The organism is Clostridioides sp. LIBA-7678, assembly GCF_056716065.1.
Map to the genome: position 1 here is coordinate 282,526 of NZ_CP196987.1, position 13,678 is coordinate 296,203.

Annotated in this window: 13 protein-coding genes; all 13 read left to right on the plus strand. The window is 26.3% G+C overall.

The annotated features are described in order from the left end of the window. The first annotated feature begins 15 nt into the window (after nucleotides 1-15). The 13 genes from flgL to ACTG46_RS01715 all read left to right on the plus strand — a co-directional run bounded on the left by flgL (nucleotide 16) and on the right by ACTG46_RS01715 (nucleotide 13,675). Nucleotides 16-948: a flagellar hook-associated protein FlgL gene (flgL, locus tag ACTG46_RS01655; protein WP_479923466.1), complete on the plus strand. Its 933-nt coding sequence runs from the start codon at nucleotides 16-18 to the stop codon at nucleotides 946-948. 15 nt (nucleotides 949-963) lie between these two features. Continuing rightward, nucleotides 964-1,356: a flagellar assembly protein FliW gene (locus tag ACTG46_RS01660; RefSeq protein ID WP_284181532.1), complete on the plus strand. Its 393-nt coding sequence runs from the start codon at nucleotides 964-966 to the stop codon at nucleotides 1,354-1,356. Next, nucleotides 1,350-1,562 carry a carbon storage regulator CsrA gene (gene csrA / locus ACTG46_RS01665; protein ID WP_284181533.1) on the plus strand — a complete coding sequence of 71 codons (213 nt, stop codon included), beginning with the start codon at nucleotides 1,350-1,352 and terminating at the stop codon, nucleotides 1,560-1,562. Before ACTG46_RS01660 ends, csrA begins: the two co-directional genes overlap by 7 nt. A gap of 22 nt (nucleotides 1,563-1,584) precedes the next feature. Continuing rightward, nucleotides 1,585-1,977 (plus strand): flagellar export chaperone FliS, encoded by a 393-nt coding sequence (gene fliS, locus ACTG46_RS01670; protein ID WP_284181534.1) that lies wholly within the window; start codon nucleotides 1,585-1,587, stop codon nucleotides 1,975-1,977. 3 nt (nucleotides 1,978-1,980) lie between these two features. After that, nucleotides 1,981-2,352, plus strand: a complete 372-nt coding sequence (gene fliS / locus ACTG46_RS01675; RefSeq protein WP_479923467.1) for a flagellar export chaperone FliS — start codon at nucleotides 1,981-1,983, stop codon at nucleotides 2,350-2,352. A 2-nt stretch (nucleotides 2,353-2,354) separates the two neighbouring features. Continuing rightward, on the plus strand, nucleotides 2,355-3,872 hold the full coding sequence (gene fliD / locus ACTG46_RS01680) for a flagellar filament capping protein FliD (RefSeq protein WP_479923468.1): 1,518 nt from the start codon (nucleotides 2,355-2,357) through the stop codon (nucleotides 3,870-3,872). A gap of 2 nt (nucleotides 3,873-3,874) precedes the next feature. After that, complete coding sequence (gene fliT, locus ACTG46_RS01685) at nucleotides 3,875-4,210, plus strand: flagellar protein FliT (protein ID WP_479923469.1); 336 nt, start codon at nucleotides 3,875-3,877, stop codon at nucleotides 4,208-4,210. A 99-nt stretch (nucleotides 4,211-4,309) separates the two neighbouring features. Then, nucleotides 4,310-5,182: a flagellin N-terminal helical domain-containing protein gene (locus ACTG46_RS01690; RefSeq protein WP_284181538.1), complete on the plus strand. Its 873-nt coding sequence runs from the start codon at nucleotides 4,310-4,312 to the stop codon at nucleotides 5,180-5,182. A gap of 87 nt (nucleotides 5,183-5,269) precedes the next feature. After that, the gene (locus ACTG46_RS01695; protein ID WP_479923470.1) at nucleotides 5,270-7,408 is read left to right on the plus strand and encodes a glycosyltransferase; all 2,139 of its coding nucleotides are present in this window, start codon (nucleotides 5,270-5,272) and stop codon (nucleotides 7,406-7,408) included. Nucleotides 7,409-7,430: 22 nt separating this feature from the next. Beyond that, a complete protein-coding gene (locus ACTG46_RS01700) occupies nucleotides 7,431-8,846 on the plus strand; it encodes a glycosyltransferase (RefSeq protein WP_479923471.1) in 1,416 nt (471 codons plus the stop codon). Between the two features lie 76 nt (nucleotides 8,847-8,922). Then, entirely contained in the window at nucleotides 8,923-9,996 is a 1,074-nt protein-coding gene (locus ACTG46_RS01705) for a glycosyltransferase (RefSeq protein ID WP_479923472.1), read from the plus strand. A gap of 27 nt (nucleotides 9,997-10,023) precedes the next feature. Next, the gene (locus ACTG46_RS01710) at nucleotides 10,024-12,483 is read left to right on the plus strand and encodes a glycosyltransferase (protein ID WP_479923473.1); all 2,460 of its coding nucleotides are present in this window, start codon (nucleotides 10,024-10,026) and stop codon (nucleotides 12,481-12,483) included. An 88-nt stretch (nucleotides 12,484-12,571) separates the two neighbouring features. Next, the gene (locus ACTG46_RS01715; protein ID WP_479923474.1) at nucleotides 12,572-13,675 is read left to right on the plus strand and encodes an FkbM family methyltransferase; all 1,104 of its coding nucleotides are present in this window, start codon (nucleotides 12,572-12,574) and stop codon (nucleotides 13,673-13,675) included. Nucleotides 13,676-13,678 lie beyond the last annotated feature (3 nt).

The following is a 13,678-nucleotide window of genomic DNA, read 5'->3' on the forward strand; positions in this document are numbered from 1 at the left end:
AAGGAGGAAGTTATTATGAGAGTTAGTACAGGTATGATGTCTAGTAGTTATCTAAACTCACTACAAGATAATCTACAAAGACTAGACAAGGTTAATAGACAAGTTAATACAACAAAAGAAATAAACAAACTATCAGATAATCCATATAAAGCAATAAAAATATTGAATTCAAAGAGTGAAATAAAAACTATGGAGACTTATATTGAAAACTGTAATGATACAGGAAATTGGTTAGAAACCACTGATACTTCATTAGATCAACTTGGAAAATTGTTATCAGATATAAAGAAAACTTTGGTGGCAAGTGGTGATGGAGCATATTCAGAGGATGAACTAAAAACTCTTAGCAATTCAACCAATGAAAAAATGAAAGAAATTGCAAATGCTTTAAATGCAACACATGAAGGAAAGTACATATTTTCAGGTTCAAATACAGGTATTCCACCTGTCGAGTGTGTAGATAATGCTGATGGTTCAGTTAGTTTAAAGTTTAATTCTAGTCTAAATCTTACTAAATTAAAAGATTCCTTAAGTATGGATATAGCTCAAGGAATAAGTGTAGATTATAATGTTAAATTGAGTAGTCTTGGATTTGACCCAACACAGGCAGACCCCTTTAAAGAATTAAATAATATATCCAAAAAATTAGCAAATCCAGATACAGATGCTATAAAAGAGCTAACAACAACTTGTTTAGGTGAGATGGAGAAACTAATAGAAAATACAGTAAATGTTAGGTCTATATATGGTACAAAAGCAAATACTGTAGAGGCTATGAAGGAAAAAAATGATGATAGCTTGATACAATTAAAAGATGTTCTATCACAAAATGAAGAGATAGATTATGGAGAAAAACTTGTTCAATTAAAGGCTGCAGAATTGACTTATCAAGCTTCACTACAAACAGGAGGAAAGTTATTTAATGTATCTATATTAGATTACATATAGTAAAATAACGCAGATATGATGAAAGTTACATTAAAAAAAGGAATACTAGGGTTTGAAAACTTAAAAGAATACGAACTTTTAGATATAAAAAATAATAATACTTTAAAAGAATTTAATTCTATTGAGGAAAATTGTATAGGATTTATTGTTGTATCACCATTTGAGATTATTGAGGAATATGAGATAGTTCTAAATCAAGATATAATAGAAAATCTTGAAGTAGAATCTCCCAATGATATTCTAATATTTAATATAATAACTCTTGGTCTAACTTTAAAAGAATCAACTGTGAACATGAAGGCCCCTATAGTAATAAATGTAAAAAATAATTATGGAATGCAAGTAATTTTGGAAGAGGAAAAGTATAGCATAAGACATCCATTGTTGAGAGGTGATGATGGATGTTAGTGATTTCTAGAAAAAAGGGAGAGGCAATACTTATAGGAGATAATATTGAAGTAAAGGTAGTAGGTGTTGATGGGAAAAATATTAAATTGGCTATATCAGCACCAAATAATGTAGGTATATTAAGAAAAGAAATTTATGAAAAGATAAAAGATGAAAATATAAAAGCTACAAAGAAAAATATAGAGATTTTGAGCAATTTAAAATAAAAGTATTTGGAGGATGTAATTTATGTATGGAGAAAATCCTTATAATTATTATAAGCAAAATTCAGTGTTTATGGCATCAAAAGAACAATTGTTATTGATGCTTGTAGATGGAGCAGTAAAATATACAAAGATTGCAAGGATATCTATTGTGGAAAAGAATATGCAAAGAGCACATAAGGAACTTGTAAGAGTACAAGATATATTTACAGAATTGATGGTCACATTAGATCAAAATGCGGGTCAATGGGCAAAAGACATGTATAGAGTTTATGATTTTGTGAGATATGAGTTATCAAGAGCGAATATAAGAAAAGATGTTCAAATAATAGATAAGGTGCTTCCTGTAATAGAGCAAATTAAAGATACATGGCATGAAGCTGATAAAAAAAGTAAAGAAGAAAGAAATAGAGGATAAGCAATGAAATTAAATTTAGACGAATTAAATAAACTTTCTCAAGAAGAGCTATTATTAGCGCTTTTAGATGGAGCTATAGAATCTACAAAAATATCAAAAAAGGCAATAATAGATAAAGATATGCAAAAATCAAATAAAGAGCTTATAAGAGTACAAAATATATTTGCTGAATTGATGGTCACATTAGATCAAAATGTAGGCCAATGGGCAAAAGATATGTATAATGTTTATGACTTTATAAGACATGAGTTATCAAAAGTAAATATAACAAATGATATAAAAATAATAGATGAAATATTACCAATAATACAACAGATTAGAGATGTGTGGTATGAGGTTTATAATAAAGCAAGAAATAACAGACAGGAGGAATGAGTATGTCAAATATAAGTCCTATAAGAGTTACAGGTCTTTCAGGAAATTTTGATATGGAAGGGATAATAGAAGCAAGTATGACCAAAGACAAAGAAAAGGTCGACAAAGCTAAGCAAGCTCAACAAATAGTAAAATGGAAGCAAGAAATATACAGAGATATTATCAAAGAATCAAAAGATATGTATGATAAGTATTTTGGGCTCGATTCTAAAAGTAATATAATAAGCAAAAATGCATATTCATCTTTAAGTGTAAAAAGTTCTGATGAGAGTGTTGTAGTTGCAAGTGGGTCAGCTGGTGCAAATAAAATAAATTATCAGTTTGCTGTATCACAAATGGCAGAACCAGCAAAGGTGACAATCAAGTTAAATGCAAGTACTCCTATTGTTCAACAGTTTCCTCCAAATGCTAGTGGCGCAAGTTCATTAACTATTGGAGATGTAAATATACCTATTTCTGAACAAGATACTACAAGTACTATTGTTAGTAAAATAAATGCTCTTTGTGAAGATAAAGATATAAGAGCTTCATATAGTGAATTGACAGGTGAATTAATGATTTCTAGAAAACAAACTGGTACATCATCAGAACTTAATTTAAAAGTAAGTGGGAATGATAATTTAGCTCAACAAATAGCTAATGATAATAGCATTACATTTACAACTGATTCTGCTGGTAATAAAGTTGCATCGACACAGGGAAAAAATTTAGAAGCTGATATAACTGATGAAAATGGAAGAACAGTACATATAAATAAGGAATCAAATTCATTTGTAATAGATAATATTTCCTATAATGTGAATTCAAAAGGGACTTCTAAACTAGTTTCTGTTACTGATACTGAAGAAGCAACTAAAAATATGAAAGCATTTGTAGAAGATTATAATAAATTGATGGATAAAGTGTATGGATTAGTAACTACTAAAAAGCAAAAAGATTACCCACCTCTTACAGAAGCTCAAAAAGAAGATATGACAACTGAGGAAATAGAAAAATGGGATAAAAAAGCCAAAGAAGGTATACTTAGAAATGATGATGAATTAAGAGCGTTTGTAGAAGATATTCAATCTATGTTTTTTGGAGATGCAAAACATATTGATGCTTTAAGAAAGATAGGTATTAATGAATCTGAGAATTATAATAAAAAAGGACAAATAGCATTTAAGGAAGATGTTTTTTCAAAGGCTATTATAGAAGATAGTGATAAAGTATATAAAATTTTAGCTGGATATTCTTCAAATAGTGATGATAAAGGTATGTTTGAAAAGTTAAAAGATATAATATATGAATATTCAGGAAGCTCAGGTTCTAAATTTGCAGAGAAGGCTGGTATAGAAAAAACAGCTTCTGCCAGCGAAAATATATATTCTAAGCAGATTGCGGAGCAAGAAAAAAATATAAATAGATTGGTTGAAAAAATGAATGATAAAGAGAAAAGACTTTATGCAAAATATTCAGCTTTGGAATCTTTGTTAAATCAATATAGTTCTCAAATGAACTATTTTTCACAAGGTAATTAATAATGGGAATACTAGAAGATAAACTGGATTTATACAAAGAGATATCTTTACAGATTATAAACCTTATTGATAAAGAAGAGTATCAATACATAAGCAATAAGTTAGATGATAGACAAAAAATTATAAATAGTGTGGATGAAAATGATAAAGAAAAATTCATAAGTATTTACAGCGATATGAAGCTAATTGATATTGATGGCAAAATACAAAATACTTTACAAAGAAATTTATTAGAAGTTAAAAAAGAGCTACATGAATATAAGTTAACAAAGCAAGTAAACACAATGTATTCTAAGCTAAATAGAGAAAAAATAAATATTTTTAATAAAAAAGTATAAAGTTATTAATTAACTTGTCCGATTACATATGTGAAAGATTAATTAAAAATTGAAAGTAGAAATGACAAGGATGTCAATTATACTAAGGAGGGTAAATTAATGAGAGTTAATACAAATGTAAGTGCTTTAATAGCAAATAATCAAATGGGAAGAAACGTAAATGCTCAAAGTAAATCTATGGAGAAGTTATCTTCTGGGGTTAGAATAAAAAGAGCAGCTGATGATGCTGCTGGTCTTGCAATATCTGAAAAAATGAGAGCTCAGATTAAAGGTCTAGACCAAGCTGGAAGAAACGTTCAAGATGGTATCTCTGTTGTACAAACAGCAGAAGGTGCATTAGAAGAAACTGGGAATATATTACAAAGAATGAGAACTTTATCAGTACAATCTTCAAATGAAACTAATACTGAAGAAGAAAGAAGTAAGATAGCAGATGAATTATCTCAATTAAAAGATGAAATCGAGAGAATATCAAGTTCAACTGAGTTTAATGGAAAGAAACTATTAGATGGAAGTGCATCAAATGTAAGATTACAAGTTGGAGCTAATTATGGAACTAATGTATCTGGAACAAGTAATAATAATAATGAAATAACTGTACAATTAGTTGACACTTCTGCAGTAATGAGTAATGCAAGTATAACATCTTCTACAATTGCAAGTATGAAAACAGCTGGTGCATCAGGTACAGATGCTGCTAAGAGTATGGTATCTAGTTTAGATGCAGCATTAAAAGAAGTAAACTCATCAAGAGCAAAGCTAGGTGCACAACAAAATAGATTAGAATCAACTCAAAATAACTTAAATAATACTATAGAAAATGTTACAGCAGCAGAATCAAGAATAAGAGATACAGATGTAGCTTCAGAAATGGTTACTTTATCTAAAATGAATATATTGGTACAAGCATCACAATCAATGCTTGCTCAAGCTAATCAGCAACCACAAGGAGTATTACAATTATTAGGATAAATCTCATAAAATACTGATATTATGAAGAGTAAAGCATTGCTTTACTCTTTAATTTTTCTAATAAATATGCATTGAAAGGGAAAAATTATGTTATTAAGTATAGTAATGATGGTAAAAAACGAAGAAAAGATATTAAATAAAACATTAGAATCGTTAAAAGGACTAAGATATTCCATAGAGAGTGAATTAATAATAATAGATACTGGTTCAACTGATAACACTATTAATATAGCTAAAAAGCATACTGAGAAAATTTATTTTCATAAATGGGATAATGATTTTTCTAGTATGAGAAATAAGGCTATTTCATATTCTAAAGGTCAATGGATATTTATACTAGATGCTGATGAGGTATTAACAGATTGTACAAAAATGATAGAATTTTTTAATAGTGATTTGTGTAAAAAATTTAATTCAGCATCAATAAAATTAAAGAATATATATTCCTTTGAGAAAAATTCTTATGGGTATGCTTCTATATTAAGATTATTTAGAAATAATAATTTTAAATTTGTGGGGAAAGTCCATGAACAACCATTATATAAAGATCCTGTATTTCATAATATTGCAGAATTTGATCATTATGGGTATATGTTTGAAGATGAAGAGTTTAGGATACAAAAGATTAAAAGAAATGAAGAACTTCTATTACAACAATTAGAAGAAGATAAAGATAATCCATATGTTAATTATCAAATTGGAAAGAACTTTATTATATTAGAAAAATATCATGATGCATTATTTTTTCTAGAAAAAAGTAATAATTTGTATAAAAATCGTAACTTTGTTCCAGGGTATGTGCTTACTAGTTTAGCGAAAGTATATTTATATTTAGGGAAACATAAAAAGTGTGAGAAATTATGTTTAAAGTATATAAATCAAGATATGAATAATATTGATATATATTATTATTTGGCACAAGCAGAAGTTAGTTTAGGAAAATATGAAAATAGTATAAGCTCATATAAAAGATTTATTTATTTAGTTGATAATTATGAGGTAAGTACTCAAGCAAATAGTTTATTTTCAGATACTGATGCAGTAGGTTTGAAAGATATTGCTACTATTATGCTAATAAAAATTTATTATAAGCTAGAAAAATATGACTTAGTCATAAAAGAGTTTAAAAATATTGAAGATAAAGGAAAAATGAAAGATGTATACTTTAGTCTTTTTATGTCCTTATATAAACTTGATATATTTGAAAATATTCTTAATTACTATGAAGATTTACCAATATCTTCAGTAGAAAAAAAATACTTTTATGAAAGTATAGAAATATTTATACAAAATGTTCGAGAAGGTGAAAAAAATAGTATATATAAAATTTTGTGTTCAATAGATGGAAACTATGGGAGATTTAACAAAATAAGATTAGATAGGAATTTATCTTTAGAGGAATGTAAAAATATACTTGAGAGTGAGAATATGTCTATTTATGCTCCACTTATAATTATTGCTCATGAAAATAATATAGATTTGTTGGATATATTTTACAATATGGATTATATTTGGATAGAAAGATATATACAATACAGTATTAATTATGATAAACGCTTTATATTGGAATTATATAAATATGTATTAATGCAATCAAATACTTTTGATATTAATAAAATTAAAGTATTTAGGATATTTGCAAAAAATATTCTAGAAAATAATATTTTAGATGAAAAAAAATATAAAGAGTTGTTTTATATTTATATAATGTATTCTTATCAATATATAAAAAATATATATGCTAATATCGATGATGAAAAATTACTAAAATGTATAAGTGGAGATCTTGAAAGGTTTATTTTAAAATTAAAACTTATACAAAATATAAAAGAGATTAATAAAATAAATTACCTAGGAGAATTAAAGCAGTTATTATACGAATATCCACATTGTAATAAAATAATCGAATTGCTCATAAAAGATTTTGAAAAGGAAATCAAGACAACAAAGGAGCTTAAAATTTTAAAAAAAGATTTTCTTATAAATATAGAACATGTAATAAATTGTGGAGATACAAAGAATGCAAAATCTATGATTGATGAGTATTTGGAATTTTTTGATGAGGAATACGAAATTTTGAATATGAATGGAATTATTAATTTGATGGAAGGTAATTATAAAGATGCAGATTTTATGTTTAAAAAAGCATACTCATTAAGTTTGGATAATGAAGATATTATATATAACATTAAATATCTTAAAGAACTTAATTTGAATTATAAATAGATTTTTCAAGGAGAAACATAGAATGGTTATTGATATAGTTTTAGTATATGCTCAAGGTAGGGGGGGGTTGGAAGATGTAATAACAACTGTTAGTAATAAATTGCAAGAGAGAGGTCATAAAGTTAGAGTATTTCAAGCATATGAGCCTGAGTATATATGTTGGAAAGATACTATTCCAGAAATATATTTTTATGGATTAAATAAAAATATAAATGAGGATGATATTTATAGTCTTTCTTATGGATATAAAAAATTAATCGATATTATAGGAATTCCAGATATTATAATTGCAACACATGCACCTGTACTTAGTCTTATTTGTAATCTTTCAATAAAACATCTAACCTATAATAAGCCAACGATTATTTCGTGGATTCATGGTAAACCAGAGTATTATGGAATGTGTGAATTATTAAAATATAGCTATGCTCACTTAGCAATATCTAATGATATAGGAGATAGAATAAATAACTATATTGAAGATAAAAGTAACATATATTATGTAGGAAATCCTGTAAATCTAGAAAATTTGAAACTTATTAAACAAGATAATGAAAATTTAAATTTATTATATATTGGTAGATTAAATAATAAAGATAAAAGACTAGATATACTATTCAATGCCTTGAAGTTATTAGACAAATCATGGCATTTAAAAATTATAGGTAGTGGTATGGATGAAAAAAATCTAAAATCGCTAGCTACAGATTTAGATATATATGACAATATTGAATGGTGTGGTTGGATGGATAAACCATGGGAATCAGTTAACTCTGCAACTGCATTAGTTTTAACATCTGATGAAGAAGGTTTTGGTTTAGTTTTAGTAGAGGCTTTAGGCAGAGGTATACCTGTGATTTCTAGTGATTGTGAAGGTCCAAAAGATATAATAAAAGAATTTGAAAATGGATGGATGTTCAATAAGGGAGATTATCATTGCTTATATAACATTTTATTTTCTATACAGCATAAAAAATTGAGTTTACCTAAAGGTATAGAATGTGTTAAATCAGTAAGAAAATTTAATGTAGAGTGCTTTATTGATAATTTTGAAAGTATTCTTTTAAAGTATTTTAAAACTGATGAAAAAATATTAAGTGAGATATGTTCACTTTTAGAATCTAATGAGATTGAACAAGTTATAGAGTATATAATTTGTTATAATAATAGATTAAAAGACAACTCTGAGTTTTTAAATATAAAAGGAATAGTGGAGATTAGAATAGGTGAATATGAACTTGCTATAAAAGACTTAATGAAGGCAATATACATATCAAACAAAGATGATATAAATATATATTATAATCTAGCTTATGCATATGAAAAAAATAATGATATAAATAATGCTTTAAAAATGTATAAATTAATGCTTAATCTTGTTGATAATAATGAGAAAATAGAGATTATGAATATAATATATGATATAGAAGATGTATAGTATTTGAAAAAATTATAATTTGAAGTGTATTATTTACTACTATTAATTTATTTACAAATACTGCATGGAGGCAAAAATGAATAAGGTAGCGAAAAAAAGAATTTACTTTCTTCTTGAGTATTTAGGCGGAAGAGGTGGTGTAGAAAATGTTCTTATAAATATTACAAGATATATGGAACAGTTAGGATATTATGTAGCTATATTACTTCCCAATAAAAGTGAGGATGATGTTTGGGAATCTCAAATATCAAACTTATTTTATTATAATGAAGATGTGAACCTAGAAATAGACAATAAACTGGAATTTATTTTTAGTAAAGTAGGTGGACTGAATAAGCTTTTTAACAATATAGGATATCCTGATATAATTGTTGCAAGTCACATGCCAATAACAACATTATATTCAAGATTGTTAATAGGGTATACACACGATATTAAGATAATTTCTTGGATACATAGTTCTTTGGCTTTATTTGGGGATAGCAAAAAGTATTTAAAATATGCAGATATACACTGGGGTATCTCAGATAATATAATTTCTGAATTGAAAACTGAAATAGATGAAGATTTAATTTATAAGGTATCAAATCCCATATCAATGAAAGTAGAAAACTATAATTTAGAATTAGAAAACAACTTTATTTACATAGGAAGATTAGAAAATTATACTAAAAGACTAGATGTGTTGCTTAATGCATTGAGTATGTGTAACTTTGATTGGAAATTAGATATCTATGGAGATGGTCAAGATAGATATTATGTTGAAGAGATTATAGATAAGTTAAATCTATCAAAAAAAGTAAACTTAAAGGGATATGTGGAAAATCCATGGAGTAAAATAAAAAATGCAAAGGCTCTATTGTTAAGCTCTGATTATGAATCTTTTTCATTAGTAGTTGCAGAAGCATTATGCAGAGGTATACCTGTTGTATCTACGAAATCTGCTGGACCGATTGAAATGATTGAGGATGGATATAATGGATATTTAGCAGATTTAGGAAATGTAGATTCATTTAAGGAAAAGATAGAAATTATATCAAAATTATCTGCTGATGAATTGGAACGTTTAAAATTAAATGCTACAAAGTCAGTGGGTGATTTTTCTATTGAAAAAGTTATAGAGAGAATGAGACTGACATTGAAGACTTAATTAATAACAAAAGTGGGTGTAAATAGTATGATTATAGATATAGTAATATCATGTGTAGAACATATTGGTAAGTTGGAAGAAAATATAGCTGTTTTGAGTAAGATTCTAACAAGTAGAGGTCATAAAACTCGCATATTCTTGCAATCTGAAATAAAATATCTAGAATGGTCAAAGAACTTTCAAGAATGTTATTTTTTTTCTTCAGATAGACTTGACGAATTTGAGGAGGCTTTAGAGTATGCAAAGTTAGTTGATATTTTAGGAATACCAGATATTATACTTGCTACTGGAATAGCATTACAAAGTTTAATTTGTAGGTTAGCTATAATGCACTTAGAGGAAGATAAACCTTCAATTATATCACTTATATATGATAAATCAGGACAATATGCTGATATAAAATATATAAAATACAGTGATGCTCATATTGCTATATCAAGTGATGTTAGAAAAATGATAAATAGTATAGACAAAGATTCTCCTACATATTTTATTGAAAAATTAAATGAACTTAGTGAAGAAAGCCAGATTGATGATTTTGAGAATCTGTTTTTAAGGTATTGTGGAACACCAAATAAAATACTGACTAGTATAGAGGAATCTTTAATTTCTAATAATCTAGAAGATGCTTTAAATGTCGTTTGTTTTTATGATAGTAGGTTTTATAGAAATGTAGATTTTATTAATTTAAAATCTATTTTAGCTATACAAATGGAAGAGTATGAAATAGCTATAAGGAATTTGGAACAAGCAGTAATATTACTAAAAGAAGAAAATTTAGATATATATTATAATTTAGCATATGCATATGAAAAAAATAAAGATTTTGATAAATCTATAGATATGTACAAGCAGATTATGAAGAGTGTAGATGAAGATGAACAAGCACAGCTTTTTAATATACTTGAGGAGATATATAAGAAAAGAGAATTAGAATTTGATAACTACTATAAGCATGAAAATTTAATATATAAAAATGAATATGGAACTACACTTATAGAAGATACTTTTTATAAGGATACACCAGACTATCCAGAAAATATATACGAAGGAAGAAATACTTTAAGTAAACTAATGACAGAAGAGTATCCATTAGTAAGTATTTATGTTTTGGCATATAACAATTTAGAGAAATATACCAAAGGATGTATTGAAAGTATTTTAAGATACACAGAAGATATAAATTATGAACTAATACTAGTTGATAATGGATCAAGTGATGGAACATATGAATATTTTAAATCAATAAAACATTCAAAGAAAAAAATAATAAGAATAACTAAAAATCTTGGTGCAGCATATTCAAGTCCACTTATATTTAAAGAAGCTATGGGAAAATATTTAGTTGCTATTGCAAATGACATATTAGTTACAAAAAATTGGCTTTCGAATATGTTAAAATGTGCTGAATCTGATATGAGAATAGGAATGGTTAATCCAGTATTAGATTTTGTGACCAATTTACAATCAATTGACTTAAAATATGATAATTTAGAAGATATGCAAAAAAAAGCAGAAAAGTATAACATATCAGATTCAACTAAGTGGCATGAAAGGCTAAGATTAATTACATTAGGAACTTTATTTAGAAAAGAATGTTTAGATATTATTGGTTATGTAGACTATGGATTTATTCATCATTATGCAGATGATGATTTAACATTTAGAGTAAGAAGAGCAGGTTATAAAGCAATACTTTGTAAGGATACATTTATAAGTCATAGAGGTGGAGAATCAGATAAAGGTATAGAAACTGAACTTAGTGGAATGTATAAAGGCAAAAACTTTTTTGAAGATAAATACTATGGAATAAGTACAGAAGATGCTTCAAATTATGAACCAACTATGATCTCATTTATAGAAGCTGATAAATTAGATAACAAAATATATAGTGTTTTAGGTATAGATACTCTTTGTGGAACTCCTATATTAGAATTAAAGAATAAGTTAAGAGAGGGCCGTATTTTCAAAACTAAGTTATATGCATTTTCTCAGGAAGCTAAATATTGGATGGATTTAAAAACTATATGTGATGATGTAATAGTTGATAGAGTAGAATATATTGATGAATATTATGAAAATAAAAGATTTGATTATGTTATAGTTGGTAGAGAATTGAATTTATATAAAGATCCATATAAATTATTATCTTCATTAGGTAAATTTATTGATGAAAACGGAAGTATAATCTTAAAGTTAAAAAATAATTATGATATAAAGTCGCTATTACATATTTTAAATATTGAACTTGATTTTGAAAAACAAAATATACAAGCTATGGATTTGAACATCTTAAATAATAAATTAAAAGACATAGATTTATGTATAAAAAATATAAAAGCAGAAATGCATTATATTAAAAAAGAAGGTATGGAGCTGATAGATTCGGTTTTAGAAAAGTTTAAAATACCAGAAGAAAATCTTAGTCAGATGTATATAAATAACTATGTAATGGAGTTAAAAAAATCTAAGCAGGTTCTGCAATAAATAGATTAGTTAGATACTTTATATTCTATTATGGTTTTGCTTTAAGAATTTAATAATAAAATATATTAAATAAAAGGATGTATTATGTATGAATAAAGTGTTAAAATATGAAGAATTTTCAACAGAATGGATAAAATCTATTGATTTAAGTATAAGTATGAATCATTTGTATAATAAAAAAATTGTTTTATTTGGAACTGGATTTTATAGTGAAATGGTTTTTAGATACTTAAAAAATAATGGTATGTCTGTATCTTATTACTGTGATAATGATGTAAATAAACAAGGAAAATATATCCATGGAGTTTTAGTGGTTTCTCCATATAAATTATGTAAAATAGAAGAGAAATTTATTTTTATTACAGCGAGACACTGTGTAAAAGAAATAAAAAAACAACTTGAAGATATGGATTTATATTCTATTTCATTTGATAATTTTATTTTAGGTGATCGATATGAAGAATATAAAAAAATATATGAAAATTATTTAGAAGATGCAAAATCAAAAGAAACATACAAAAACATAATGAAGTGCATGGCAACTGGTGAGAATAAATATTGTCAGGAAGTTATGGAAAAGGATGCATTTTATTCATTACCTATGTTTACTAATAATGGAAATGATATTTTTGTTGATGCAGGTGCTTTTGTTGGAGATACTGTTGAACAATTTATTTGGAATAATATTGGGCAATTTAAAAAGATATATGCATTTGAGCCAGGAGAGAGACAATTTAAAGCAATGAAATTTAGAGTGGAAAGATTAATTCAAGAATGGGGATTAGAAAATAAAAAAATTGAATGTATAAATGCTGGATTAGGAGAATCTAATAATAAAGTACCATATCACATAAATGAGGATGTGCCATGTGGAAATAATTTTTTACAAGAAAGTTCCAATGAATTTGATAAAATAGTAGATATTTATAGTTTAGATGAGTATTTAGATAAAAAGCAAGTAACCTTTATAAAGGCTGACATAGAAGGCTATGAATTAGAAATGTTAAAGGGAAGTGAATATATAATAAAACAATATAAACCTAAATTAGCTATAAGTATCTACCACAAACCAGATGATATTCTTGAAATAATTACATATTTGAAAAAAATAGTCCCTGAGTATAAAATTGCTATCAGACATCATGCGCCAATATTAGTGGATACTGTTTTATATTGTTGGATAGACAAATAATAA

Bases quoted from the DNA above. Each gene is read 5' to 3' on its own strand.
- ACTG46_RS01690 (WP_284181538.1), top strand. From the start codon at position 4,310: ATGAGAGTTAATACAAATGTAAGTGCTTTAATAGCAAATAATCAAATG.
- flgL (WP_479923466.1), top strand. From the start codon at position 16: ATGAGAGTTAGTACAGGTATGATGTCTAGTAGTTATCTAAACTCACTA.
- csrA (WP_284181533.1), top strand. From the start codon at position 1,350: ATGTTAGTGATTTCTAGAAAAAAGGGAGAGGCAATACTTATAGGAGAT.
- ACTG46_RS01695 (WP_479923470.1), top strand. From the start codon at position 5,270: ATGTTATTAAGTATAGTAATGATGGTAAAAAACGAAGAAAAGATATTA.
- ACTG46_RS01660 (WP_284181532.1), top strand. From the start codon at position 964: ATGATGAAAGTTACATTAAAAAAAGGAATACTAGGGTTTGAAAACTTA.
- fliD (WP_479923468.1), top strand. From the start codon at position 2,355: ATGTCAAATATAAGTCCTATAAGAGTTACAGGTCTTTCAGGAAATTTT.
- ACTG46_RS01700 (WP_479923471.1), top strand. From the start codon at position 7,431: ATGGTTATTGATATAGTTTTAGTATATGCTCAAGGTAGGGGGGGGTTG.
- ACTG46_RS01710 (WP_479923473.1), top strand. From the start codon at position 10,024: ATGATTATAGATATAGTAATATCATGTGTAGAACATATTGGTAAGTTG.
- fliS (WP_284181534.1), top strand. From the start codon at position 1,585: ATGTATGGAGAAAATCCTTATAATTATTATAAGCAAAATTCAGTGTTT.
- fliS (WP_479923467.1), top strand. From the start codon at position 1,981: ATGAAATTAAATTTAGACGAATTAAATAAACTTTCTCAAGAAGAGCTA.
- ACTG46_RS01715 (WP_479923474.1), top strand. From the start codon at position 12,572: ATGAATAAAGTGTTAAAATATGAAGAATTTTCAACAGAATGGATAAAA.
- fliT (WP_479923469.1), top strand. From the start codon at position 3,875: ATGGGAATACTAGAAGATAAACTGGATTTATACAAAGAGATATCTTTA.
- ACTG46_RS01705 (WP_479923472.1), top strand. From the start codon at position 8,923: ATGAATAAGGTAGCGAAAAAAAGAATTTACTTTCTTCTTGAGTATTTA.